The sequence below is a fragment of the Cribrihabitans neustonicus genome (assembly GCF_048820895.1).
GTDB classification, from domain to species: domain Bacteria; phylum Pseudomonadota; class Alphaproteobacteria; order Rhodobacterales; family Rhodobacteraceae; genus Cribrihabitans_A; species Cribrihabitans_A neustonicus.
Genome location: NZ_JBMERQ010000012.1, coordinates 12,524 through 36,409, shown reverse-complemented (window position 1 = coordinate 36,409; position 23,886 = coordinate 12,524). Strand labels below are relative to the sequence as shown.

Here is a 23,886-nt window from a genome sequence, read left to right as displayed (position 1 = left end):
TTGCGATCCTTGACGCGGGCTGATTTGGGGGCCATCCGGAGGATATGCTTCCACGCTCATGTGTGTGTGTTTTGACGGTAGGTTTGCCCGACCCGAGCAGGCAAACGGGCCGACCGGACGCGGGAGACGGATGGAGCGGCGGGATCGTTTTGGCCTCAGGCCAAAACAGACCAGAGCGCAATCCGGCGGAGCGGCCGGGGAGGAACGTGCTCGCGAGGCGGGCAAACCGGGATGCCAAGCGCAACGCCGCGGTGAGGCCGCATGGCCGAATGCGCGACGGACCGAAGGGCCGTTCTCCCCTGCGACACGCGAAGCCGAGCTGGGGAGGCCGCAAGGCATAGCCCAAGGTTGATGTGCTGGCGACGCCGCTGCCGACTATACGGATTACTTGTCCAAGCATTCGACGTGATGGCGAATTGTGGTCATTCGTTGCGATCTGCGCGAGTCTGTTTAACGCAAGTACCTAGCAACCTCCTCTCACGCGGCGCCCGCTCGAGGATTTGGATCCGCTGAATCAGACCTAGCCGCCGAGGCATTGGCGTGAGATATAGGAGCAATCGAGGGTAGGTGGTAAGCCACGCATTTTTAGTTGGTCGGCTACCATTCGCACTATGTCAGTTCTCTCTACGTGCGTTCGGCCAGTAGGATGAATTGGTCTCAAGAATCGACTCAAGATGCCGCATGTAAATAGAAAGTAAGGTAGTATCATGGAAGTTCTATTTTCAACAACTCTCAAGCCCATGGCCGACTTCGAAGTGGGAGAAATTGGTTTCTGCAACTTTGGCAGAGGGGCTGAACTGGCCATGCTTGTTATCAAACTCGATGAGGATCTTGGTTTCGTTACAATGCATGACCAAGGCGATGACCTATTCAGTATTCACTATGTGGAACACAGACCTGACCTCTGCCTCTCGTATGGCCAGAACTGGAAGCTGGTGCTCGACCCCACTGGGGATATCCAAATGGGAGGCTATGCCTCACCTGAAATTGGCGACATCATCATGTGGAACGGTGCCTATGGCTTATGCGCATTTCAGTCCCGGGGGCCCATGAAGAGCAAAGTCAACTGTCCGCTGACAGGCACCAAGCCTGACAGGTCACCCATCGAAGCAGTATTTAGGTCATGGAAAATTGTCCTCAACGAGAATGATCCCGAGACTGGCCTCGCGCCCGTGATCTTCCGTCATCCCGCCAAGCAGGTTTCGCAACCTTGATGAAAACGTCAGAAAACAAAGAGAACAGAAACCTTTGAAGGTGCCGCGGTTGTCACTGAAGTGGCTGCACAAACATCTGCCAGTAAGTTTCTGCCGCACCCTCAAACGTCAGCTTCTGGTCTCTGTTTTGGCCGGAGTGTGCCATCCCCATACTCCGCAGATACAGGGTTTGCTCATCGGCCTCGACGGTTAGGTTTTCATTGAACCCGTTGGTGTCTGCATTTTCGGCCGCAGTGTAAGCAATGCCCCCCATATGCCGCCCCCCCATGAACACGGTGCAGCGGCTAGCAGACTGACCGTTATGGTAGGCAACAGCGCTGAAGCGATTTGCGTCAAGCCTGCGGAACGACCCGTCAATCTCGGGATTGCGAGCAGACAATTCAGAAAGCGAGTTCTCGAAATATTTTGCCATGAACTCAAACGCCTCGGTCTGGAAAGCATCACGATCACGGTCTGTGAACGTTTTGGCCACCCGCAGATTACTTGACCGGATCACTTGAGCCGGTGTCGATCTGTTGACTGACTGCGTGTTTTGCATGATGACAGGTGCCGCTGACTGCTTGGTGACCGATTGTGGACTACCGATGCGCTTTGCTGCCGCCTGAACGGCTTCGGCGACGAGACGGAACGCATGGTCGATGTCCGGCCATTGCGTGACCGGACGACCGTCCGTTGGCGTGGCCATCAGCTTGCCGAAGGGGGCGCCATGCCAGAGGCAATCGCGCAGAATGACCGGGATCACGATGGCCTCTCCCGCCTTATGCCGTTCCAGCGCACGGGTCATCTCGATCTCATAACAATAGTCAGAGTTTAGAAAATCCGGGCTTACCAGCAGCAGGATGATCTCATCGGCTTCAATGTGCGCGTCGATCTCACCGGCGAAGTCCTGCCCCGCCTCAATCCGGCGGTCGTGCCAGGTCTCTATCAGGCCTTGACGCTGAAGGATTCTGAGCTGGCGTTCCAGCTGGTCTCGTAGTGCCTCGTCAGCGTGGCAGTAGGAAAAGAAAACAGTTGTCATGTTAACCCATCATTGAAAATCAGTGAGCCTGGTTGCGCGCCAGGATTTGCTGCTCGGTGCCTTCACGCCCCATGAGAGAGGCCATCTTCTTAGCCTTCTCGTATCCCTCGGGAAGTTTCGCGATCTCTGCCCTAAGTTTATGACGTTCTAGGTGCTGAACGTTTGGCATGAGAAGCGTTTGATCTCGCACCACGACGCCCGTTACTACCACCGGCGCATTAATCTGACCGATTTCCTTTGACGCTTTGAAGCTGTGACCATGGTGAGCAAGCCGCTCCTTGATCGCATGAATCAGCACCCCGGGAACGTTTTGCCCAGAAACTGTTATGTCATCGACATACACGCTTACTTGGCATCCGGCATCACGGGTCAGCTGATCAATCTCGTCCCACATGTCGGCGTAGGCCCAGAAGGCCAGCGATGGGCTGGCAGGGCTTCCGGCTGGCAGAACCCCGTTCAGCGTTGTGAGATCAAGGAGGACCTTCACTACGTCGGGAGGGCACCCGAGATATTTGCTAAAGAACCATGCTACCTTGCTGGCCGTGCAGCTCGGATAGAAATCTTCGATGTCGAGAAGATGGAACGCCGCTGCACCGCGATGCCGTGCGGCATTGTCGATGTTCGAGCGACCGCGTACTGGCGACATCAGGTAGTCAGGAGTTTTCACCCGCAGCAGCAACTCTCCGATCCGCCGTTGAATACGCTTCAGATCGCCCCGTGGTGCAAGGATAGGACGGAATGTTCCGTCTTTTTTCTTCTTGCGCAGAGGCTTGTAGAGATCGGGTGCGGCCTTCAACTCAGCAAACTTCTCGGAACTGGTCTGTAATAGTTTGAACAACTTTTTGCGTGTGCTGCACCGATAGAGGGCACATTGATCGAGGGCATAGGACTTGTCGCGGCGCTTCGTCATGATGACGCCCGCTTCCGCTCGATCATCCGAAGAAAATCAAGTATCTTGTCAGCGACAACCCCACGCGCTTTCTCGATAGCGCCCGGCGTCGTGCCTTCTGTCAGCTTCTCGTCAAAAAACCAGATCGAGCTGACTGGCAGATCAAACTCTTCGGCGTATCGTGCAACGATTTCCTGACTTGGCACTTTCCGGCATCGTTCGATATCAGAAAGGTGCGATTGGGAAATATCGAGACGTTCCGCCAACTCGTTCTGTTTCAGGTCATGGAAGACCCGGATCAATCTCAGTGCTTCACCTAGCATTCTCGGTCCTCCTTTCGCCAAATGCGAACATTAAGGGTCGCGCGGTTAGTCGCCAGACAACCGGGACAGCCATTCGGTGAGGTCAAAGAGTTTCCCCATCCCCCAGGCTACCCAGAATACGCCCTTTAACAGGCGAGAATTCCACGTCGGCTTGCGCTTCCGTTTTGTCTCGCGTGTCCCACGCTGGCTGATCTCGTCGGTGTCGTAAGCCATGTTATGGCCTCCTCTGCTGGCCCTGCCGCAGGATTGCGGAAGGGTGTCGCCACCAGCGCGAGGAACGGAGAGACCGTCCTTATCCCTTATGCTGGCCCCCCGGGGTCGCCCGGGGGGCCGCCGCCCCGCCGCCGCCACAGGGGCCGCTTGGGGGGTAGGCGTCAGAGGGAACTAGCCCCTCCACGGATCGGTGAACCGATCCTAATTACAGCGATTTTATTCCGAACCAGACCGAAGCCCGGCATACCGATAGAACATAGATAGGATATTCCTTGCGCGATACAAGATCGCTGTAGGCGATTTTTTTTGCAACTTCCCTGAGGGACACCGTTGCGAACGAAGACGCCGTCATCGAGGCCCCGAAAGTCTAAGAAGGTCGCATCCGGACCTTCGCTGTATCCGTCACCGATGTCCGGTTTTGGCCGAGTGCATTGCTTCAGTCCAGATCGACGCCGCCGAGGCGCGGCGCATGTACATGCGTTCGGATTAGGAACGCAGCGCCCGCGCCCGCGATGGCGCCGAAGAGATGTGCCTCCCAAGACACGCCGGGTTGGCCCGGAAGAACGCCCCAGAGAATAGAGCCATAGAGGACACCGACCACCAGTGCCGCGCCCAGCGTGATCGGGGAGCGATCCACAAGACCGCGCGCGATGAGGAAGCCAAACCAGCCGAAGATCAGCCCCGACGCACCGATATGGATCGCCGAGCCGCCGAACAACCACACGAGACCGCCCCCTAGGCCGATCACCACGGCGTTCACCGACAGCAAGCCTCGCGTGGTCGTTGCCACCAGCAGCCCACCCATCACCAGGAGCGGCGGCGTATTGGCCATCAGGTGCGAGAAGCTCCCATGCAGGAGGGGCATAGCGATGACGCCATCCAACCCGCTGCCGTGCCTGGGGATCAGGCCGAAGGTCGGGTTCAGGCCGTAGCCGGTGATCCAATTGACGACTTGGATCGCCCAGAGCAGCGCGACAAAAGCGGCAAGCGCCGCGGTGCGCCGGAAGAAGACGCGCATGTGATCCCGGTTCATCATGTTGGCGACAGTAGGCACCCCCGCAGTTCCTTCAACGGCTTTCGCGCGCTGCACAGGGTGCCACCTCCGGGAAAAGGGGTTCGCGACGGCCAACTTGGTCACAGCACAAGCCAAGAAAATGGTCTCGATCTTACACGGTGTTCCCCGGGCGAAAGGGCTGGGGTTCACGCTCGGGGCGCTTCAGGGCTTCGGCGTATTTGCGGGCATTGTCGTCAATCGTGCCGTGCCAAAGTTTGGAGACGAACGCGCGGGCGTCTTGGACTGTCATGTCTTTCAGCGAAGAGGACAGCGCCATGAATAGCTCATCCTCGCTGATCGCAGCGGCACGGTGCATGGCGTCCGCGTAAAATGATGGGGCGTTGAGAACCTGCTCGCTTAGCGGCATCTGTGCGAGGTTCTCTTCCGGGATCGCCATGAAGATCGCGTCCTGCAGGTCGGTCAGATAGGCGCGGCGCGATGTGGACACTGGCTTTCCTTCTGCCTTGGCGTCCAGATATCCCTGCCTGGTCTTGTCGAACTTTGACTTGGCAAATGACATAATGACACCGCGCTTTCGGGCGGGTATCGCGAATCCGGTGCAGCGCTCGATGTGAGCAAGGAGGTCTGCCACCTCTGCCTCAACATCAAAGTTGTCAAACCATGGAACCGTCCCTGATCTAGCCGCCACTCGCCCGCCCTCAACGCTACGTTAATATACTATTGTATCGCATTTGCACCGGATCGCAAGCGGGTGGCGTCCTTGACGCAAACGGACATGGAAAAAGGGGAACCGTGATCCCACGGCTCCCCCTTTCGGTTCAGATCGTCTAATCTCGCGCGTTGATCACGCGACCAGCGACAGCCCCGCGCCCGCGTCCTGCGGCTGCTCACCGCTTTCGATGAACGGGATGATCGAGAAGGTCTGCCCGCCGCGCTGTTCCTCGTTCTGCACGGCGTTGACGCGCAGATCGCCGTCGGGCGTGTTGATAAGCAGCGACAGGTAGTCGTTGCCGGTCCGGCTGCTCTTCGCCATCCAGGCCGAGCCGACCCGGATCGGCTTGCCGCGGGGCGAGCTGACCTCGATCCGGTAGTCGGGATGGGTGTCCTCGGACTTGAACTCGTTCTCGATCAGCATGAAGTCGAGGTCGAACATCATGTTGGCGATGTAGCCGGCGAAGGCGTTGTCGGCATCCATCGCGGTCAGCTCGCCCGAGATCGAGCCGGATTTCATCAGGCCGTTCGAGACCAGCGGGATGATCTCGAACTCGCCGCTTTGGGCCGCGCGCGCATCCTTCGTCTGCACCGCGTTGACGCGGAACGGGCCAAGGCCGACATCGATCTGCATCGAGATGTAGGGATTGCCGCTGGTGTTGCCGGTCTCGTTCCAGGCCGTGCCGATGCGCACCTTGCGGCCCGACTTGTTGACTGCCGTCACGTCATAATCCGGACTGCGTTCGGACATCTTCGGGCGGGTTTCGAGCTGGATGGCGATGTCAAAGCGCGTCGAATGGATCATGCCGGTGTATTCGGCGGCTACGGTCTCGACGTTGCGGGTGAGGGTTCCTGCGAACATGGGAGATTTCCTTCTGATTTGGCCGGTGCCTGACGTCCTTGCCAGCGCATCCGGGATTGCTTTCTCGACCCCTCCTGGGATCACAAACCAGAAAGCCTGCTTTCCTTTCAGCCCCGCCCGCGGGTCAGCGCTGCCTTCCGAGTGGGAATGCCACGATGCCTCCGGGTGGTACGCCCCTCCCCTGCCCGTGTGGTCTTGATTGGCTGCCAGGATTTTCCGCGCCGTCCTCCGATCGCGCGATGAAGTACTCCGCCTCTTCCCCGTTCAACCTTTGCCCGCCCCTGTCGGTCAGGCCGATGCAGCTGCCGTTCAGCACATAGGTGATCAGGTACTGACCCAGCCGGTCCTTGTGGACAACGTAGCCGGTATTGGCCCAATGCACGGTCTGGCCGGCATCGACTGCGGCCTTGATGTCATCGAGTGTCATGCGAACCTCCTTACGAAGAATGGTGGGGAAACGACGCGGGAAGCCCGGTCGTCGAACCGGGCTTCACTGCAGCATTTGTTTGGCAAACGGCCGAGAGCTGTCAGGCACCTTGCGAGGCTTGCGTCGCGCGCGCCGCCATCCAATCCTTCAGGCCAAGAACCGTTCTGCCGGCGGCGACCTCGGTGGCCCAGGCAACCCTTGGGTCGCCGCAGGGCTCATTGCCGACATGCCGGTCGATATGACCATTGGCCATCCATGGCTCGGGCTGGATCCGGCGCAGCCAGTCCGCCATACTCGGGATACGGCCCTGACAGTCTTCTCGAACATGCTGCTCGCCGATCCAACGCACGGGGATCTCTCGACCAGCGCTATTGGTCAAGGTCAGGCCGAAGGCGCGTTCAGCCTCAAACAGGCCTTGGGCATGGTGGCGCATGGCTCGGTGCGTGAAGAGCGCGAGGTGCTCTTTCGAGGCGTCAAACCAATCGTGCACAGCCTGATAATCAGACGGCATCCCACCGAATTTCCGGGCAGAGCTTTCAGCATGATGAAGCGGATGCGCCATCTCAAAGCCCCTCGTCATAGCTGTGAGAACATTCGACATAGCGATCCGCATGATCGAGCGTGATGCTGTCGGCGGTGAACTCCCAGGTCAGCGTGCCGTAGCCGCCCTCGTTGTTCTCGAACCCCGGGTGATGGTGATAGGCGAGCGACCAGGCGAAATCGCCAACCTCGGTGGCCAGCGGACCCGGCAGTTGGACCTCCGCAGGCTGCACCGTCACATCCTCGACATTGCCGGAGTCGCCATAGCCTTCGTATTCGGTGGTGACCTCGCTGATGCCAAGCGCACGGAGTTGCGCGAGCAGCTCCGTTCGGGATGCCTTCAAGGTGGTTTCACGCTCTGCGCGCCACTGAGCCGCCAGCGCAGCATAGTCGATCTGGGGATTGGTCATGGGTCTGTCCTCTTGTCTGCAATTGGGGGGCCGGGCGTGGCATTGGTCTGCGCGCGCCTGGAAAGCGCAGACCGGTGAAATCCAGATCCGCGACGCCCGACCGGAAGCCCGCTTTGACTTTTCAGGCGGCTCGTTCTGCCGCTCTGGCGGCTCCCTGCCCGACGATCAGAGCCAGAATGCCGGCTGTGTCGATCCCGTCTCCGTGCGGCAGGAACACCCGCAACTGGAAGGCGATGATCTCGGTGAAGCAGCCGAGGGCCTTGAGTCCGTCGATCATGCCCTTGTCCGCGCCGCCAAGCTCGAGGCGCATCTCGCCTGCGACCCGGCGACGGGTCAGCGTCAGACCCCGGCCCAGATCGACAGGTGCGGTGGTGCCGAGGGCGGCGGTCAACATCTCCTGCGGCGTTTGCGGATTGGAGACGAGGAAGCGGGCGCGCAACGCGGCCGCCCCTTCCTCGCTCAGCGTGCGGCCGATCATGGCGGTCGCCCCGTCGGGCGTGACCCGGTAGATGCGCTCATTGGTGGTCGGAATGTCCTTCCAGATCGGCAACAAGAGCCCGGTCAGCAGGTAGAGCTTGGTCGTGGTGGTTTTTGGCAGGGATGCAGCCTCGGTATCCCAAAGCCCTGCAAACTCGGGCCTTCCGATGTCTTCCCAGGCCGAGGACACGAACCGCGTCTCCTCGAGGTAGCTGGACCCGTTTGGCCTCACCGCCTTGCGCATCAGCGTGACAATGTCCTCGTCATACATCTGCATGGGGCGCGCCGAGATGAGCGCCGCGCGACCGGAGGCGCGATTTACCATGGGTAGCTTGTCGGGATTGCGCGACATGGCCTCTTCGGCGCCAAGAACATGCACCGGATCCGTCACCTCCAGCCCGATGATCCGCGTCACGGCGCCGGATTTCCGGCAGGTCCAGAGATCCTCTGTGGAGACCTGCTCGATCTTTTCGCCACGCAGGGTTTCGACGCCGAGATCGAGCGTGCCCGCCGCCCGCGCCCGTTCCGTCTGATCGGCGATCCGGTGCATGAATTCGGCAAAGAGCGCGTTCTGCATGTGGATGGGGAGGGCAAGCACCCGGTTGAGAAACCGCTGGATCGGGGGAAGCTCCTCGAGCAGCACGCCGTCCTTGTCGATCAGCCGCAGCGCGGTCCAGTCGGTGAAGCTCTCGTAGCTCATCGCTTCGGCCCGCCCGGCGGCAAGATCGGCGAAATACCCGCGCAGCGCCGCCCGCGCGATCGGGCTTTCGAGATTGTCCTCCTCGCGGAACATGCCCTGCGAGCCGGTCTCGCGCTGACCCTTGGTCAAGGCCCCCAGCTGGTCGAGGCGCTTGGCTATAGTCGAGGTGAAGCGTTTTTCGCCATGCACATCCGAGGTGCAGACCCGGAAGAAGGGCGCGTTGACCTGGGCCGAGCGATGTGTGCGGCCGAGCCCCTGGATGGCCGCATCGGCGCGCCAGCCGGGCTCCAGCAGGTAGTGCCGCCGCCGCTTCTGGTTCTTCGCCGTTTGCGCCGCGTGATAGGACCGGCCCGTCCCGCCCGCATCGGAGAAGATCAGGATATCCTTTTCGCCATCCATGAAGGCCTGGGTCTCGGAGGAATTGCTGCTGGGGCTGCGCTTCTCGATGAAGAGATGACCATCCTCAGCCTTAACGGGCCGGATGGACCGGCCCGTGACCTCTGCTACAGCCTCGTCGCCAAAGGCCCAGAGGATCTGATCGAGCGCCGAGGGGATCGGCGCCAGCGTCATCAATTCGATCATGGCCCCATCGCGCAGGGCGAGCGCCTCCCGCGAGACCACCAGTGCGCCGGTCTCATCCCGCAAGGGTTCCGCCACCATGTTACCGTCGATCTCCACGAGCTTCTGCGCATGGATCGGGAAGGCCTGTTCCAGGTAGCCCAGAACATAGTCGCGCGGCGTCAAGGCACCCTCGACGAGCTCGTCTTCCGCGTCCATCATTTCAAGCCGACGTTTCAGCAGGCTCTCGCCGGTCGAAACCACCTGGATGACGCAAGCCTTGCCCGCCGCCAGATCGTCCTCGATGGCGCGGATGATGCTCGGGGCCTTCATGCCCATCAGGAGATGGTTGAAGAAGCGCTGCTTCGTGCTTTCAAACCGGGACTTGGCAGAGGCGCGTGCGGCTGAGGCATTGGTCTCGCCTGAGGCGTCGTTGACGCCGGTCGCTGTCAGCGCGGCCTCGAGATTGTGATGGATCGTCCGAAATGCACCCGCATAGGCGTCGTAGATCTCGATCTGCGCCGGGGTCAGCGCGTGTTCGAGCACGTCATACTCCACCCCATCGAAGCTGAGGGCACGGGCTGTGTAAAGCCCGAGCGTCTTGAGATCGCGGGCAACCACCTCCATGGCGGCGACACCGCCGGCTTCCATCGCCGAGACGAAACTCTCGCGGCTCGGGAAGGGGTATTCGGGGCCCTGCCCCCAGAGCCCCAGCCGCGCGGCATAGGCCAGGTTGTGCACGCTCGTGGCACCCGTGGCCGAGATGTAGAAGACGCGGGCGCGGGGTGCTGCCAGTTGCAGCCGCAGACCAGCGAGGCCCTGCTGGGAGGGTTTGACCCCCCTGCCCTGCTCGGATCCTGCCGCGTTCTGCATGGCATGGGCCTCGTCAAAGGCCAGCACGCCATCGAAGTCGTCGCCCATCCAGGCGAGGATCTGGCTCAGTCGCGTGGTGCCGCATTTGCCCGCGGACCGCAGCGTGGCGTAGGTGACGAAGAGGATACCGTCGCCCATCGGGATGGGCTGATCCGGTTTCCATTTGGAGAGCGGCTGGATGTCGGCGGGCGAGCCGCCAAGATCGGTCCAGTCGCGGATCGCGTCCTCGATGAGCGTCGCGGATTTGGAGACCCAGATCGCCTTCCTGCGCCCGGAAAGCCAGTTCACGAGGATGAGCCCCGCGCATTCGCGCCCCTTGCCGCAACCGGTGCCATCGCCGAGGAAATACCCAAGGCGATAGGCACGTGCGTCTGGATCATCATCAGCGCGGGTCAACTTGGTCTGGTCGTCGTCGACGGTGAACCGCCCCGGCAGGTCGCGCCCATGGGCATCATGCGCCATGATGATGGTCTCGAGCTGCGCCTCGGAGAGATGGCCTTCCTCGATCAACCGTGCGGGCAGGCGCAAGTCATCACAACCCGTATTTGAGGGCATGGGCGGGGCAACCGAGGCCATGGCGATGCTTTCAACGAGCGGCGTGGGATGTTCCTGCGCACCCGCAATCTCGATCCGCTGCGGACGGTAGCGCGCATAGATGTCCGAGACGGGCGTGTTGTCGCGCGGGGCCTCAAGGCTTGTGAAAGTGAGCGGTATGGCGGCGTTGGTCTGAGCGTTGGACGCCGCAACTCTGGCAACTGGGCGCTTGCGCGGGACAGATGCTGGACCGATCGGTCGCGCAGGAGTGGCCGCTGCCCCCCGTTGGACTGGGTGCATCTCGGTCCGTGTTGCGGCCACGGCATCGACAAAAGGAAGGGCTTCATCCAGATCGCACACAGTGGCGCGGATCATCTCGCCGTCGTCCTGCACCTTGTCGAAGACCATCAGCTGGGTTTCCACCGAGGTGCCGAGCTTGCGATAGACCTGCCCCGGCATCGTCAACACTAGTCGCGGCGTCAGGAGACCGCAGGCGCGCGACCAATGCGCGCCATCACGTTCGGGGCTGAACCCCGGCGGCATGATCGCCACCAGCCGCCCACCGGGTGCGAGACGCTTTGCTGCCGCGACGAGATGTTTGGCGGCGATGTGCTTGTCTCGCGAGCGATCGACAGAGGAGGCAAAGGGCGGGTTTATCACCACGACGTCGGGCAGGACCAGGGTCTGCAGCAGATCATCGATATGCTCCCCGTCATGATTTGTCACCTCGCCACCGAAGACAGCGCGCAATAGGCTCTGGCGAAAGGGGTCGATTTCATTGAGCACAAGCGTGGCACCGGCCCGGGTAGCGAAAGCAGCCAGGGCACCGGTGCCGGCGGATGGCTCGAGCACGGTCTCGCCCTTGCGAATGGATGCCGCCCGCACGGCCATTGCCGCGAAAGGCAACGGCGTGGAAAACTGCTGCAGCCGGATCTGCTGCTCGGAGCGACGGGTTTCCGTGAGGAGCCGTGAGGCAAGCAGCTTTGCAACGGCGATGTCGCCAACCGCGCCGTCCCCACGTAGCAGCATCTGGATGGCCGCGGCCTGCATCAGGTCATAGGCCATGCGCCAGTCCCAGGCACCGCCAGCAGCGCTGCCATGAAACGTCTCGCGCATGATGCGCGCGAGCATTGAGCTGCGCAGGGGTTGGTGGTCGACCTCCGCGCCGATTTGCGCCAGTGCAGCGACGAGATCAGCGTCGGAGATTGAGAGAGCCGGGTTTGCCGGTTTGGGCTTGGTCATGGGGTTTTTCCTTTGGATCAGGGTCTGAGTTCCAAAGGACAAAAAAGCCCGCTTTCGCTTTTCAGGTTGATGAGGTCAGACCGCGCTGACCTCCAAGGCTTGGTCAGGTCTTGGGTTCGACCTGCCGCTTCGCATCAATCAATGCCTGTGCGGCCTGCATCACCTGAACCTGTGAAGTTCCGGCGCGTGCATCCTCAAGCGCGGCCTTCACCTGCGCGCAAAACCACGCGTCATGAGAATTCGCTTCAGCGGCCACTTACCGATCTGGCGCCGCTTCAAGGGAAGTTTCGAACCGCTTGTTCTCCGCCGCCGCTTCTTTCAAGAGCGCGTCGAAATTGTCAGGTGGATTGCCATCTTCCAGCATCCCTTTGAACGTCGCATAGGCATCAGTCTTGCTGCCATAGGCGCGCAGGGTCTTGTCGTCGTTCACCCAGGCCACCACGATGACCTTCGCATCGCTGTTGAACCGGTAGAACAGCCGATATTGCTGGAAGAATTTCGCCCGGAACCAGTGCTTGCGGTGATCGCCGAGAGTGCCGCCTTGCCTGAAGGCGGCGGCACCCGGATCTGCCGGTATGGCCTCGGTGACCAGCTTGAAGATGGCGGCCAGCCGTTTCGTGGAATTTTTCTTGTGCCAGGTCTTGGGATCGCGAGCCTTACGCGCCTCGACCTCCTCGACCAGCCCTTCGAGCTGGTCCAGAAAGAGTGGGTGCGCATAAATCGACCATCCATTCACGACAAGGGGCGCTTGGGCGGGCACGCTATCGCCGCTCATTCATCCTCGAGCGATAGCGGCGCATCGAGATCGACGTCAACGTCTCCGACCAGTGCTGCAAGACGGTCATGCAAAGCCCCATCGAACGCCCGAATGCGGTCCGGATGCGCCTTGATATCGGCCTCGACAAAATCGAGAAAGGCTCCTAGCACGGGATCTTCCTCGTCGCTGCACACGGGCTCGATATAGACCCTGCCACTCGGCTCGGTGCAGTAACGAATCTGGTCGCCCTTGCCCAGCTTGAGTTGCTTGCGAACACCCGCCGGCACGGTCGTCTGATACCGATCCGTGAGTTTCGAGACATCTTGTGCGAGCGCTGTCATGGCAGTCTCCTGAAAGAGAGGGATCTTTGCTGCCTGCGATAGGTAATGCATTTGCATTGCCTTGTCAAGACAAGCCGCAGCATCTGCTGTCGCCGGGCAGGTCGATGACCCGTCCGGCGCAGGACCTAATTTCGCCCCGCGAGATACTCCGCCAGCACCGGGCTGGCAGCACCCTTCGCGGAGCTGAGTAGCTCCGAGCCCGCAAGTGACACCTTCGAGAGGCGCACGAGTCCACCGGTTTCCTCGATGCGGTAACAGCGGCGTTTTTGCCGCCCACGCCTGTAGTGGGTCGCGGTGACGATCTGGCAGGTGCTACCATCGGTGAGCGTCACAGGGGTGGCGAGCTTGATCTTGTCGCCTTCCTCGTAGTCCGGGATCGCAGCCCAATCCCGGCAGCGCTTACGCCAGGCATGGGCGTAGCTGTCCGAGTCTTTCAGGTTGGAGAGAAGTTCGATCAGCGCAAGGGGAGCGCGCGACGCGTTCGGGCCAGAGCTTTCCTCCATGTCCTTGTAGCCCCAGCAGCCATCATCGTATCGGGTGAGGAAGACAGCCCCGAAAGAGATGGAGCCATCCGGATCGGTCACATAGGTCGCGTCTTCGACAGGGGAACCGTCAATATTGGTGACCCTTGCCGCCGCATACCACGTGGAGCCAACTTTGCAGGCTTTCACCAGTTCGGTTTTGCGCGTGTCGCTCTCGAAGCTGCAAAGCCGGCTGATCTCCGCTTTCTCATCCGCATAGGTCTGGACGCGACGGTCGGTATAGAAGAGCCATCCCATCAAGCCACCCTCCGGTCATCGATTTCCATCAGCGCATCGAGCGGCACGCGATAGGGCTGCATCGCGTCGAAATCCTCGCAATTGCCGCAGTTTTGCACGATCGCGAAGGTGTCGCAGGCATCCTTGAGGATGACCCGGAACGTGCCGCCGAGGTCCGAGGGCACCTCGTAGGTCCCGCCGATGAGATAGTCCGAGGCCCGGCGTACGAAGACGCGGATGCTGTGACCATCGGTGGCGAGCCGGATGGCCCCATGCCCCCGGTCGATGAGCACCTGCACATCGTCGAGGATGTCGGTGTAGAACTGGCCGGTCAGATCGCGAAACGCCATGCGGCGTTGCGCCATCCAATATGTGTCCCGAAACGGGTTCATGCCATCGGCGAAAGCGAAGGAGGGATCGGCCTGCTCGGTGGTGACGATGCGGGTAGTCGTGCCGTCGATCCCGTTCGAGCGCAGATGCACACCATTGCCGACGATGAGGATCAGCGCGGGCCTGTCCACGGGCCCGTTCCAGTTGGGCAGGAAGGTCTTGCAGGCGCGCGCATGGGCGATCTGCGCCGCAACTGCGGAGGCAGAGAACTTGAGAATAGCCATGGGGATGTCTTTCCGTTGGGCGTGGGAGGGTCGACCCGCGCGGGTGGCATGGTCCACGCGCGGGTCACTTGATGGCTCAGGCCGCTTGCGCGATCTCGCTGTCAGGCTCCGGGGTTTCCGCAGTGGGCTCCGCCTCATCAAAGGCGATACCGGCGGTCTGCATCATCGGCGGGCACCAGGCAGCCACGGCAGCGCGCTGCGCGTCCGTGAGTGTGGCGAAGGGCTTTGAAAAGAGCTTGTCGCAGAAGGCGACGATCTCCCTCTTGCTCGACGAGGCCAGCGTCACCGCCTCCTGGGCCAGACCCAGATCCTCGCCGAGGATCTTCAAGAGCCAGGCCTTCTTGAAGCGGCTGAATAGCGCCGCGTTCGGCGTCCAGTGGGCGCGGATATCGGGCATGATCTCGATCTCGAAGTCATGCATCAGGCTGTCGCGCTGGCGGTCCCGGGCGAAGCAGGACTGCGTGGTGCTGGCCGTCGCATAGGCCACGAGCTTGGCCTTCTCGCCCGGCTTCAGCGCGCGAAAGGCCGCGAACTGATCGGCAGGCGCGCGGGTGTCATCGAGCCAGGAGAGGTTGAGCGCATCATGGGCCGCCGCCACTTGCTCGAACGAGGTGCCGTCGATCTCGTCCATCTTGGCGTGGTTGCGGTATTCCTTGCGGGCCTCGACCTTGATTGCCTGCGTGACACTCATGCCGCTGGCCAGAACGTCACTTACCAGTTTGAAGAGCGTCAGATCGAGCGTGGCCTCGGGGTGCAGTGCCATCGCAGCGCCAAGGGCCATGGCGCGCTCGGTCTTGAGGTCTTCAGCCAACGACGCTGGGTAGTTGATTTCGCCGGCGTCCGGGGCCTCCTCCGCGGTCGGGCTTGCCGAGGAGCCGCGCGCGCCCTCCTCTTTGACGGTGTCTTCCGGGCGGACGAGACCCACATGGAGCGTGATCTGCCCGCCCGACCACGACGCGATCACGCCTGCCCGCGCCAGGTCCTCGACGCTGTAGGCCTCCTGCAGGTCGCGGGCTTCCTCTTCCAGAGCATCCACGCGGTCGTAGAGGACGTTGTATGCGTCGTCCTCGAGCCCCTCATCCTCCATCTCGAGCTGCAATTTCTCAAGCTCGGCGGTGATCTCATCGATGCGCTTCTGGGCGGTCTCATCCGGCTCGATCGGGCCGGGATAGACGCGGCCATAGTCGGCCATGGCCGCGTAATCATAGCGGACCATCGCATCGGCCCAGGCAAAGCCCAGCCTCATGCGGGCCTCCTCGGCGGCAGCCGTGAGTTTCTCGAGCAGGATGGTCTCGACCAGTGCGGCATCCTCGAGCACCGAATGCTCTTCCAGAAGGTCCGCCGCGATCGCCCCGCCGCGTGCCTCGTAGTCCGCGCGCACGAAGGCGCCGATAGCGTCGCTGACCTGCACGCCACGGGATTTGAGCGCCTGGCGCACCGTATAGGCCTGCAGATAACCGCCGTCTTTCGTGAGGGACCCGAAGACCTCGCGCTGCACCTCCTGGCTCGGGTGCTCGGCAAAGGCCTTCATCGTGTCGAGCGTGATCACCTTGGCCCGGGCCGCGGCGCGGATATCGGGGTGGATCAGGCCATAGCGCAACCGGCCTTTGACGGCGGCGACGGTCGTGCCGAAGGTCTTTGCGATGGTCTCGGGCGTCTGGCCATCGACCTCCATCATCCGGGCGAAGGCCTCGAACTCGTCGATGGCGTTCATCGGGGCCTGGGTGATGTTCTCGGCGAGCGACAGCGCCGTGGTGACGTCGCACTCCTCAGGGACAAGGCGGCAGTCCACCTTGGTTTTCGCCGTGAACCCCTTGCTGGCCTTGTCGGCGATCAGCTCCTTCAGCGCGGCATGGCGCCGGCCACCGGCCAGCACGGCGTATTTGCCGTCGACCTGCTGGACCAGAAGCGGCTGCAGGAGACCCAAAACGGCGATGCTGGCTTTCAGATTCGCGATGTTCTCGGGGTCGTAGGTTTCCGGCGAGTTGCTGCGCACGTTGGCGGGGTGAGCTGTCAGATCGCCGATGGCGACGGAAGCGGGATTGAAACTTGCGGTCATGGGATATCCTTCTTGGTGAGTTAGATGCGGCCCGCGCCATCACGCGCGTGACCAATCCCCGCCTTCAGGGATCACCACGACAAAAGGCCCACTCTCCCTTTTAGAGGTCAGTGGGCCTTCATCTCTTGAGGTGTCAGGGGGGAGGAGTCCCCTGCCCTACCAGTCGCGCGCCATCATGATGGTCAGCACGCGCATGGTGGTGGCGGGATTGTCCGGGGTCTCGGCCCCGTAGCGGAAATCGGAATCCGCCTCATAGAGATCGATTTTCCAGAACACGGTCTCGCCCCGGATCTCGACCGCCCCGAAATCGTGCCAGCCTTCCGGGTCATTCTCAGGCTCGAATGTGGCAAACTCACCGGTGGCCTTCACCGCCTCGGCCATGAAGCCGTCACCGGCCTCCATGAGTGAACGGGTCACATGCATGCGGCCTTGGATGGGCCGCGCGAGCGGCACTCCGAGGCATGCGAGCTTGCGAAACGCGTCATTCTGCGCTGCGATCACACTCGGATCAGGGCGGTCTGTCTGAGGCTGTGCGGTGGTGGTCATTGGGCTCTCCGTTGAGAAGTTGAAACACCCTTCCCAAAGCCCGCTTTTTCTTTTCAGGCACACATCCCTCAAGCGGCCTCGGCGTCCTCCCCTGCCCTACCCGCCTCCGACCGTGCGATCAGGTAGTCGCAGGCGCGCTGCGCGTCAGCGGCGTGCTTGAAGATGGCGCCATTGTCCGAGCGCAGAACGCGCAGCCAATTGTAGAGATACGCCGCGTTCATCTCGAGCGTATGGGCCGTAAAGCCGAGCGTCTGGCCAAGGAACACCGAGGTCAGCTCGGCGACGATCTCTTCGCGGGCATAGGCCGTGTTGCCGAAACGCGAGAGGCCGTAGTCGCGGTTCAGCCGATGGCGCGCCTTGGTGGCATGGGCCAGCTCATGGGCCCAGACCCCGTAGAAATTGCGCGGGTCGTGGAACCGCGTGATGGATGGCATGAACACCTTGTCTACAGGCGGCAGATAGTAGGCTTCCGTGCCCGTGAAGACGGTCGTGATGTCGATGGCATCAAAAAACGCCTGCATATGCGGGATGGGCTCGGACGGCGGATGTTCGGGTGCCGGCTCCGGATCTGGGAAGAAACTGTCGGGCAGACCCTCGATCTGGCAGGCATTGAACACGCGGTAGGATTTCTGGAAGCGGAAGATACGGGCTTCCTCGGAGTGATCATCGCCGTCGCTGTGATCATGCTCATCGCCGGCGTCTCTCCGGCTTTGACCGTAGTAAACGACGACAGAGGACTTTTCGCCCTTGCGGACCTTTGCGTCCAAGGCATTGGCCTGCGGCAGCGTCATCCAGAAGGGAGAGCTGTGGCCCGCCATCACGGTCCGCATCGTCAGCAGGAAGTTGTTCACTCCCTGGTAGGGTTCCCCGCCCACGCGCAGGGGGCGACAGCTGCCACCTGCGGTCCATGGCTTGCGCCACGGCAGGACGCCGCGCTCGATGATGCGGATGATTTCGTTCGTGATGACCTCGGAGGCATCGAATTTGGGCGTACGGGATCGGGCCATGGCTCGCGTCCTTTCGAGTGTTGATGAGGGGGAATGGGGATCAGATTGACCGACGGGGCCGCGGATCGTTGGTGATGCTGGCACCGAGCTTTACGACCATGTCGATGTAGGTGGTCAGCGAGACGGACCTGCCAGGACCGCAAGGGTCAGGGTCGAGCGATCCGTCCCGCGTCACCCGCGGCAGGTTGGCGAAGGCGATGACATCCATGACGGGTCGGATATCGATGAACGGGGTCCCTCGTGCGACCGCAAGAGCGGCCAGGGGAAAGCGCTCGATCGGCGCGAAACTCGAGACGGTGGTCCAGCCGAGATGGAGGAACGTCCCACCCTCCCCGCAGATCACATGCGCGTTTGGCAATGACGCCGCCTGCTTCAGATAGCCGAGATCACGCAGGACGATCTGGCGTTCGAGCCGTTGTGCCAGCGCCGTCTGGCCAGTTCGGCGCAGCTCTCTATGCCGCCACCAAGAGGCTGCGGTTGCGCGGAGCACGCGCAAGACACCTGTTTGCATGGGAATGCCCTTCATCAGGAACGGCAGACCGGAACCCGGCCCGGACCCATCTGAGGGACCCCAAAGGCCCTCATCTGACAGTCACAAAACCCGAAGAACGCTTTCTCTTTTTCCGGCCCCTTTGGGCACACAACAAAACCGAAAAGCCCGGCGCATCTGCCGAAGCCATTGATTTCATGCAGCAATTCTAGATCGGCAACCAAGATCGGCAACGCATATCGGCAAAACCTTGCTTGAAAGTACGAAATGTGTTTATTTTTCAATTACTTTGCAAACACGGAAGATCGGCAAAATGCTGGAAACACCCGCCAGGATCGAACCCTGCTTCTTCGAGGAGCATATTCCTACAGAACTGGCAGACCTTTCGGTCGACATCCAGAGGGAAGCCACCGGGCTGGGACAAGGGTTGCATCCTGACAGCGCAGCCGAACTTGCCGATCTCGTCCGTGTGATGAACTGCTACTACTCCAACCTGATCGAAGGACACAACACGCGCCCCCGCGACATCGAAAGGGCGCTGGCTGGTGCAGAGCTTGAGGAAGAAACCCGCCCTCTCGCCCTTGAGGCCCGGGCCCACGTCATCGTTCAACGGGCCATCGACGAGATGCACCGCAAAGGCACCCTGCCCCGCCCCACATCTATCGAATTCCTGACTTGGGTCCATAAGAGCTTCTACGACGAGATGCCGGATGAGTTTCGGGTCATCGAGCATTCTGACGGCACACACGAGCCCATCGTTCCGGGACGCATACGCCAGGATGACGATCGGGAAGTTGCGGTCGGGCGCCACCTACCTCCTTCATCGTCGCGCGTTGCGGCATTCATGGACCATTTCGACAAACGGTTTCAGATTGCGGCGCGGTCTTCGAGCGGACGGATCATCGCGATCGCGTCTGCACATCACCGGCTGAACTACATCCACCCTTTCCCGGATGGTAACGGCCGTGTCAGCAGACTGATGTCTCATGCCATGGCCCTCACAGCGGGGATTGGTGGCCAAGGGCTCTGGTCCGTATCACGTGGGCTGGCCCGCGGGCTAACCGATCGGGGCGAGTACAAACGGATGATGGATCTCGCGGATAGTCCACGCCGCGGAGACCGCGACGGACGGGGGAACCTGTCAGAAGCGGCACTGAAGACGTTCAGTGAATGGTTCCTAAAGGTAACGCTCGACCAGATCACCTTCTCAGCAAGATTGTTCGATCTCGGCGGACTGGACCAACGGTATCGTCGTCTTGTTGCAGATACCATCGATGACAAGCGAGCGCCGGAACTAATCTCGGCGGTTCTTCGGCATGGGGCACTGGAACGAGGCGATGCGCAGATTGTGCTCAAGACGTCCGAGCGTACTGCTCGCAACACGCTGAGTAAACTGACCGCCGCCGGATACCTGACTTCCGTCTCGCCGAAGACGCCAGTTCGGTTGGCGTTTCCGTTGGATTATCGAGAGCGGCTCTTTCCAAACCTCTTTGGAGATGGTGACCTCCCACAATAGCTTTAGGGATTTAGGGTTTAATGCCTGGCCGCCGATTTCTTCCATGGCCTGCGAGATTTTCATCAAGGCTTGCTCGTGTGTCACTTGTCCACCGCGGTGGACATCTGCTGTTCTGAGATAAACTGAAGAACCACCACGCGCCGCTAGGTGCGTTTGGACAGTTTTGGTTGCCACAAGCGCCGCTTCTCGTTCGAAGTCCACCGCGGTGGACATTAGACAGTTCGCTCATTGGTTTCGGACAGTCGCTTGATCAAAGCTAATGGATCAAATTGGTTTTGCCTTTGACCCAGGGTGATACTGTGAAAATACGCCCCAAAATCCCGGATGCGTTTTCCAAGTTGTAGCATGATGAAGATCGCGCATGACGCTTTCTGAGCTCCTACAGCATTCTTGGCTTTCTCGAAAGTTTCTGGGTGAATGCCCATCATGGGTGCAAGTGTTCGCGCATGGTTTTCAATGTCCAACCAGTTTCTAAGTCTGTCTGTGGAGAACGATGTCGCCTGATCGCAGACTGAGGTCAGCAAGTCTGGTTTCAGGGCCTCATCGCCTATGTTGCTATCTAAATCTTTTTTTTCTTCTTCAGACTTAGATTGATGCCGGACAGTTTGTCCGTCATTGGCGGGCAATTCCATAGTTTCAGGCGGGTCATCCGGGGTAGACAAACTCTGGCATTCTGCATCTGTATTGGCGAGCAGAGCATGGTATTCGGGGAGGCTCAGCTTCCTGCGTAGAGCTTTCCGTGCGAGGTTGATGAATGCGTTGCTAGGATCGTGCTCCTCCAAATGGGCGAGCTTTGTAAGGATCTGTTTGCGGACAAATATCCGATCCCGCCGGTTATTTTCCATCTCATGTGCGATGGCGATAAGCTCGCTCGCACGTTGGAGGAGGGGAGTTAGAGACAGTCCATAACTGATGCATTCCCCGCTGGACGAGCGAACGCGGTAGCGCTTTCGATTTGAACTGTCATTGCGTTTGATGAACCCGAGTTCGACGAAGCGGTTGATGTGTCTGCGGAGTGTCCGTTCGTCGATTCCGCCGACGCGCTGGCAAATCGAGTCGTTGGACGCGAAAACCGTTTCACCATGGCCGGGCTTCAAGAAACTGAGCATGGCTTGAAGTGTTTGGATATGGCCAGGACGCAGACCGAATACGCTACGTGCATCTCTCAGTGCCCTGAAGATGGTCCAGATGTCGGTTTCAGCCGCAGAAATTGAGCCGCGTGATGCATCAGCACCAGCGGTTCTGATCGATAGTTTTGTAAATGCCATGGTTTGTTCACGACGACCGTTCGGCCCACAACTTCCCAGTCTCTTCCCGAGATTTCGCTCAGAAAAAGGCAATAAAAATCGGTCCACCGAATCGGTGACTCTTGACCGGTTTGCTGGAGGTTGCTACATCATGAGTGCTAATCGAATGATGAGGGCTCTCCAGGGGAAACTTTGGGGGGCTCTTTTCTTTCTGGTCTTCGCTTTTCTCCTCTGCTCGCGTTACTCTGTGTGGCTCGGGGCTTAGGACCCAGAGCCGCTCTCATTCCGCCACTGTTCGAAGAGCTGCAAAAGCGTTGCCTCCGCGCGCTCTTCAATCCATTGGCCGAATTCTGGGTGGTCCTTCTTGGCGATCTTGATGGCGATCGTTTTCTGATCGACTGTCAGCGTTCCCACAGAGCTACCGTCCGCATCTTTGACGACGGACGTTAGGCTGCCGTTGGCTTGTTTCTTGTCGCTACGCGCCTTGTTCGAGCAAGCCGAGTAGACTGCCTGAAACTTTTCCGCGCTTGGAGTGTCGTCGGGCAGGGCGGCAATCACCTCTTTGGCCGTGTTCACCAGATCTATCTTTTTCGAGAAAGCAGCCAGGTCACCCCATTGCCGTCGTCCGATGCCATGTGCCGGTCCTATCAGCTGTACAAGCCCTTCTGGCAGTTGCTCTATGACGACGCGATGGTTGGACACGCCCTGCCGTGTCAAGCCGAGAGCATCCTGGATGACGTTTGGCTTGTAACCTGATTCCTGCATCTCTTTGATAAAAAGAGATTTCTCAATGAAAGACGGGTCTAGTCGGAGATTGTTCTCTTGGCCCTGTGCGATCAGAGATGCGTCGTCATCCAAGGTTCGGACGATCGCCTTGACCGTTCCACCGACCATGCGGATCGCTGCAAGCCTGCGTCGTCCGTAAATGATGCGGTATCTGTCCGGTTGCGCTGATGGTCGGACCATAATCGGCACTTGTTGCCCATGCTTGCGAATGCTTTCGGCCAACTCATCAATACTGGAATCCTCCAGAACCAACCGATCGCGCAGACCATCCATGTCAATCTGATCGGGCTCGATGTCCCGAATGGAATTCGCGGTGATCTCGCGCAAAGAGTCGCGCAAGCCGCCAACAGATCCTGGCAGTTTTGCCGCTTTTGGCGGGGTAGGGGAGGAGGCCGCGCTCTCCTTCTCGTCCTTTGGAGGCTGATTGAAGATATTTCGGGCCATCAGCGACGCCCCCATGCCATTTGAATTGTTTGTTCCAACTCATCGCCAACGCCGTTCACGCTGGTTAGGGCGCGATCAATCGTTTTCCTGATGAACTGGCTCGGATCAACTTCGTAGACGGTTTGCTGGGTCATGCCGGCGTCCGAGATTGCTGTAGACTTCAGCATTGGCTCAGTCATGACCTGTCCGGCCAAGATCGATCTCAGGTAGCCCGCCATCTGGGTCTGAGGCCCGTCCGACGGTTCATATCTGGTAATCAGGAACTTGACAAAATCCCATGTGACACGCCGACCGATGGCTTCCTCCACCGCCTTGACCGTTTCTGAAGCAAGCTTCAGGAATTGGCTCATGGATGCGATGTCAAGCATGCCAGGTACCACGGTAACCAAAAGCCCCGTCGAGGCTGCCAACGCCGTTAGGGTCAGAAAGCCAAGTTGAGGCGGGCAGTCGATCAGCACGATGTCGTAACTCGCCTCAACTTCCTCGAGCGCCAAGGCTAGGCGCTCCGCAAATATGGGCTGCACCCGACGGGCGAGGGCGTTTGCCGTCTCAGTTTCGTATTCCGAGAGCATTAGGCCCGCCGGAACCATATCGAGCTTGTGGAAGTAGGTCGTTTGGATGACGTCGGAGAGTGGAACTTGCTCCTCATATCTCAGAGCATCATAGATTGTGCCGCCTTCAGCGAACTCGAGCTCAGGCCGAAAACCGAAAAAAGTGGTCAGACTTGCCTGTGGATCGAGATCCAAAACCAATACTCGGTAGCCTCGCAAGGCATACCGTTGTGCAAGATGTATCGTTGCTGTCGTTTTTGACGATCCGCCTTTGAAATTGACGACGGATATCACCTGGAGACGATCGCCCTCACGTCGACCAGGACGGTAACTTTCTGCGTTCTTTCCAGTGCGTCCAAGAACATCGCGCAACTCATCAATCTCTTGGGCTGTGTAGAACCGGTGTCCGCGGTTGTCTGTATGCACTTCCGGGAAGCTGCCGTCCTTGTGCCGGTTGCGCAGGTTGGATGTGCTCACGCGCAAGAGGCTAGCGACCTCGGTAGAACTGAAACGGCGCAGGGACTTTCGTTCTTCGGGCTCGAAAGCGATCTTCATCTGGCGATCCAAAGACTCAGCCAGATTGTCGGCAAATGCTCCGATATCGGAAGAGCCTATGCCTTGCGTGTACCCAATGTTACGATCATCCATGTCCTGCCGCCCACTCTCGGCCTCTGTTGAGGCTCTTAGTCATTCTGACGGTGTACAGCGTGTCTGACGCGTTTTGCCGTCAGAATGGGAATGCCACGATCCAGTGAGTCCGGCAA

Annotated in this window: 25 protein-coding genes; 2 read left to right on the top strand and 23 right to left on the bottom strand. The window is 60.1% G+C overall.

The annotated features are described in order from the left end of the window. The first annotated feature begins 707 nt into the window (after positions 1 to 707). Complete coding sequence (locus ACOHWE_RS17500) at positions 708 to 1,214, top strand: hypothetical protein (protein WP_420668024.1); 507 nt, start codon at positions 708 to 710, stop codon at positions 1,212 to 1,214. 52 nt (positions 1,215 to 1,266) lie between these two features. On the opposite strand, the gene ACOHWE_RS17495 is transcribed toward ACOHWE_RS17500, so the two are convergent. The 20 genes from ACOHWE_RS17495 to ACOHWE_RS17400 form a co-directional block, all read right to left on the bottom strand. Then, entirely contained in the window at positions 1,267 to 2,232 is a 966-nt protein-coding gene (locus ACOHWE_RS17495; RefSeq protein ID WP_420668023.1) for a toll/interleukin-1 receptor domain-containing protein, read from the bottom strand. A gap of 19 nt (positions 2,233 to 2,251) precedes the next feature. Further along, a complete protein-coding gene (locus ACOHWE_RS17490) occupies positions 2,252 to 3,142 on the bottom strand; it encodes a reverse transcriptase family protein (protein WP_420668022.1) in 891 nt (296 codons plus the stop codon). Then, positions 3,139 to 3,444 carry a helix-turn-helix transcriptional regulator gene (locus ACOHWE_RS17485; RefSeq protein WP_037240913.1) on the bottom strand — a complete coding sequence of 102 codons (306 nt, stop codon included), beginning with the start codon at positions 3,442 to 3,444 and terminating at the stop codon, positions 3,139 to 3,141. Before ACOHWE_RS17485 ends, ACOHWE_RS17490 begins: the two co-directional genes overlap by 4 nt. 45 nt (positions 3,445 to 3,489) lie before the next feature. Further along, positions 3,490 to 3,657, bottom strand: a complete 168-nt coding sequence (locus tag ACOHWE_RS17480) for a hypothetical protein (protein WP_420668021.1) — start codon at positions 3,655 to 3,657, stop codon at positions 3,490 to 3,492. A gap of 436 nt (positions 3,658 to 4,093) precedes the next feature. After that, a complete protein-coding gene (locus ACOHWE_RS17475; protein WP_420668020.1) occupies positions 4,094 to 4,693 on the bottom strand; it encodes a rhomboid family intramembrane serine protease in 600 nt (199 codons plus the stop codon). Positions 4,694 to 4,823: 130 nt separating this feature from the next. Beyond that, positions 4,824 to 5,303, bottom strand: a complete 480-nt coding sequence (locus ACOHWE_RS17470; RefSeq protein ID WP_420668019.1) for a hypothetical protein — start codon at positions 5,301 to 5,303, stop codon at positions 4,824 to 4,826. 213 nt (positions 5,304 to 5,516) lie between these two features. Next, positions 5,517 to 6,245: a DUF736 family protein gene (locus ACOHWE_RS17465; protein ID WP_420668018.1), complete on the bottom strand. Its 729-nt coding sequence runs from the start codon at positions 6,243 to 6,245 to the stop codon at positions 5,517 to 5,519. A 124-nt stretch (positions 6,246 to 6,369) separates the two neighbouring features. Continuing rightward, entirely contained in the window at positions 6,370 to 6,672 is a 303-nt protein-coding gene (locus ACOHWE_RS17460) for a hypothetical protein (protein ID WP_420668017.1), read from the bottom strand. Positions 6,673 to 6,772: 100 nt separating this feature from the next. Then, entirely contained in the window at positions 6,773 to 7,234 is a 462-nt protein-coding gene (locus ACOHWE_RS17455) for a DUF6915 family protein (protein ID WP_420668016.1), read from the bottom strand. Between the two features lies 1 nt (position 7,235). Then, positions 7,236 to 7,622 (bottom strand): DUF6878 family protein, encoded by a 387-nt coding sequence (locus tag ACOHWE_RS17450; protein ID WP_420668015.1) that lies wholly within the window; start codon positions 7,620 to 7,622, stop codon positions 7,236 to 7,238. 121 nt (positions 7,623 to 7,743) lie between these two features. Then, positions 7,744 to 12,006: a strawberry notch-like NTP hydrolase domain-containing protein gene (locus ACOHWE_RS17445; RefSeq protein WP_420668013.1), complete on the bottom strand. Its 4,263-nt coding sequence runs from the start codon at positions 12,004 to 12,006 to the stop codon at positions 7,744 to 7,746. 103 nt (positions 12,007 to 12,109) lie between these two features. Further along, positions 12,110 to 12,262, bottom strand: a complete 153-nt coding sequence (locus tag ACOHWE_RS17440; protein WP_420668012.1) for a StaA — start codon at positions 12,260 to 12,262, stop codon at positions 12,110 to 12,112. Then, positions 12,263 to 12,781, bottom strand: a complete 519-nt coding sequence (locus ACOHWE_RS17435) for a type II toxin-antitoxin system YhaV family toxin (RefSeq protein WP_420668011.1) — start codon at positions 12,779 to 12,781, stop codon at positions 12,263 to 12,265. Continuing rightward, positions 12,778 to 13,104: a type II toxin-antitoxin system PrlF family antitoxin gene (locus ACOHWE_RS17430; RefSeq protein ID WP_420668009.1), complete on the bottom strand. Its 327-nt coding sequence runs from the start codon at positions 13,102 to 13,104 to the stop codon at positions 12,778 to 12,780. The genes ACOHWE_RS17435 and ACOHWE_RS17430 overlap by 4 nt, the downstream gene beginning before the upstream one ends. A 125-nt stretch (positions 13,105 to 13,229) precedes the next feature. Continuing rightward, the gene (locus tag ACOHWE_RS17425) at positions 13,230 to 13,883 is read right to left on the bottom strand and encodes a DUF6927 domain-containing protein (RefSeq protein WP_420668007.1); all 654 of its coding nucleotides are present in this window, start codon (positions 13,881 to 13,883) and stop codon (positions 13,230 to 13,232) included. Beyond that, a complete protein-coding gene (locus tag ACOHWE_RS17420) occupies positions 13,883 to 14,476 on the bottom strand; it encodes a regulator (RefSeq protein ID WP_420668006.1) in 594 nt (197 codons plus the stop codon). The genes ACOHWE_RS17425 and ACOHWE_RS17420 overlap by 1 nt, the downstream gene beginning before the upstream one ends. Before the next feature lie 76 nt (positions 14,477 to 14,552). Further along, the gene (locus ACOHWE_RS17415; protein ID WP_420668005.1) at positions 14,553 to 16,535 is read right to left on the bottom strand and encodes a ParB/RepB/Spo0J family partition protein; all 1,983 of its coding nucleotides are present in this window, start codon (positions 16,533 to 16,535) and stop codon (positions 14,553 to 14,555) included. Positions 16,536 to 16,691: 156 nt separating this feature from the next. Beyond that, positions 16,692 to 17,081, bottom strand: a complete 390-nt coding sequence (locus tag ACOHWE_RS17410; protein WP_420668004.1) for a DUF3768 domain-containing protein — start codon at positions 17,079 to 17,081, stop codon at positions 16,692 to 16,694. 68 nt (positions 17,082 to 17,149) lie between these two features. Then, positions 17,150 to 18,088 carry an ArdC family protein gene (locus ACOHWE_RS17405; RefSeq protein ID WP_420668002.1) on the bottom strand — a complete coding sequence of 313 codons (939 nt, stop codon included), beginning with the start codon at positions 18,086 to 18,088 and terminating at the stop codon, positions 17,150 to 17,152. A 40-nt stretch (positions 18,089 to 18,128) separates the two neighbouring features. Then, on the bottom strand, positions 18,129 to 18,614 hold the full coding sequence (locus ACOHWE_RS17400) for a hypothetical protein (RefSeq protein ID WP_420668001.1): 486 nt from the start codon (positions 18,612 to 18,614) through the stop codon (positions 18,129 to 18,131). 277 nt (positions 18,615 to 18,891) lie between these two features. Between ACOHWE_RS17400 and ACOHWE_RS17395 the strand changes: the two genes are divergently transcribed. Continuing rightward, entirely contained in the window at positions 18,892 to 20,094 is a 1,203-nt protein-coding gene (locus ACOHWE_RS17395; protein WP_420668051.1) for a Fic family protein, read from the top strand. 212 nt (positions 20,095 to 20,306) lie between these two features. Here the strand turns inward: ACOHWE_RS17395 and repC are convergent, their stop codons facing one another. The 3 genes from repC to repA form a co-directional block, all read right to left on the bottom strand. Beyond that, positions 20,307 to 21,362, bottom strand: coding sequence for a plasmid replication protein RepC (gene repC, locus ACOHWE_RS17390; protein WP_420668000.1), 1,056 nt, complete (start codon positions 21,360 to 21,362; stop codon positions 20,307 to 20,309). Positions 21,363 to 21,602: 240 nt separating this feature from the next. Then, a complete protein-coding gene (repB, locus tag ACOHWE_RS17385; protein WP_420667999.1) occupies positions 21,603 to 22,571 on the bottom strand; it encodes a plasmid partitioning protein RepB in 969 nt (322 codons plus the stop codon). Beyond that, positions 22,571 to 23,770, bottom strand: a complete 1,200-nt coding sequence (gene repA / locus ACOHWE_RS17380) for a plasmid partitioning protein RepA (protein ID WP_420667998.1) — start codon at positions 23,768 to 23,770, stop codon at positions 22,571 to 22,573. Before repA ends, repB begins: the two co-directional genes overlap by 1 nt. Between the last annotated feature and the right edge of the window lie 116 nt (positions 23,771 to 23,886).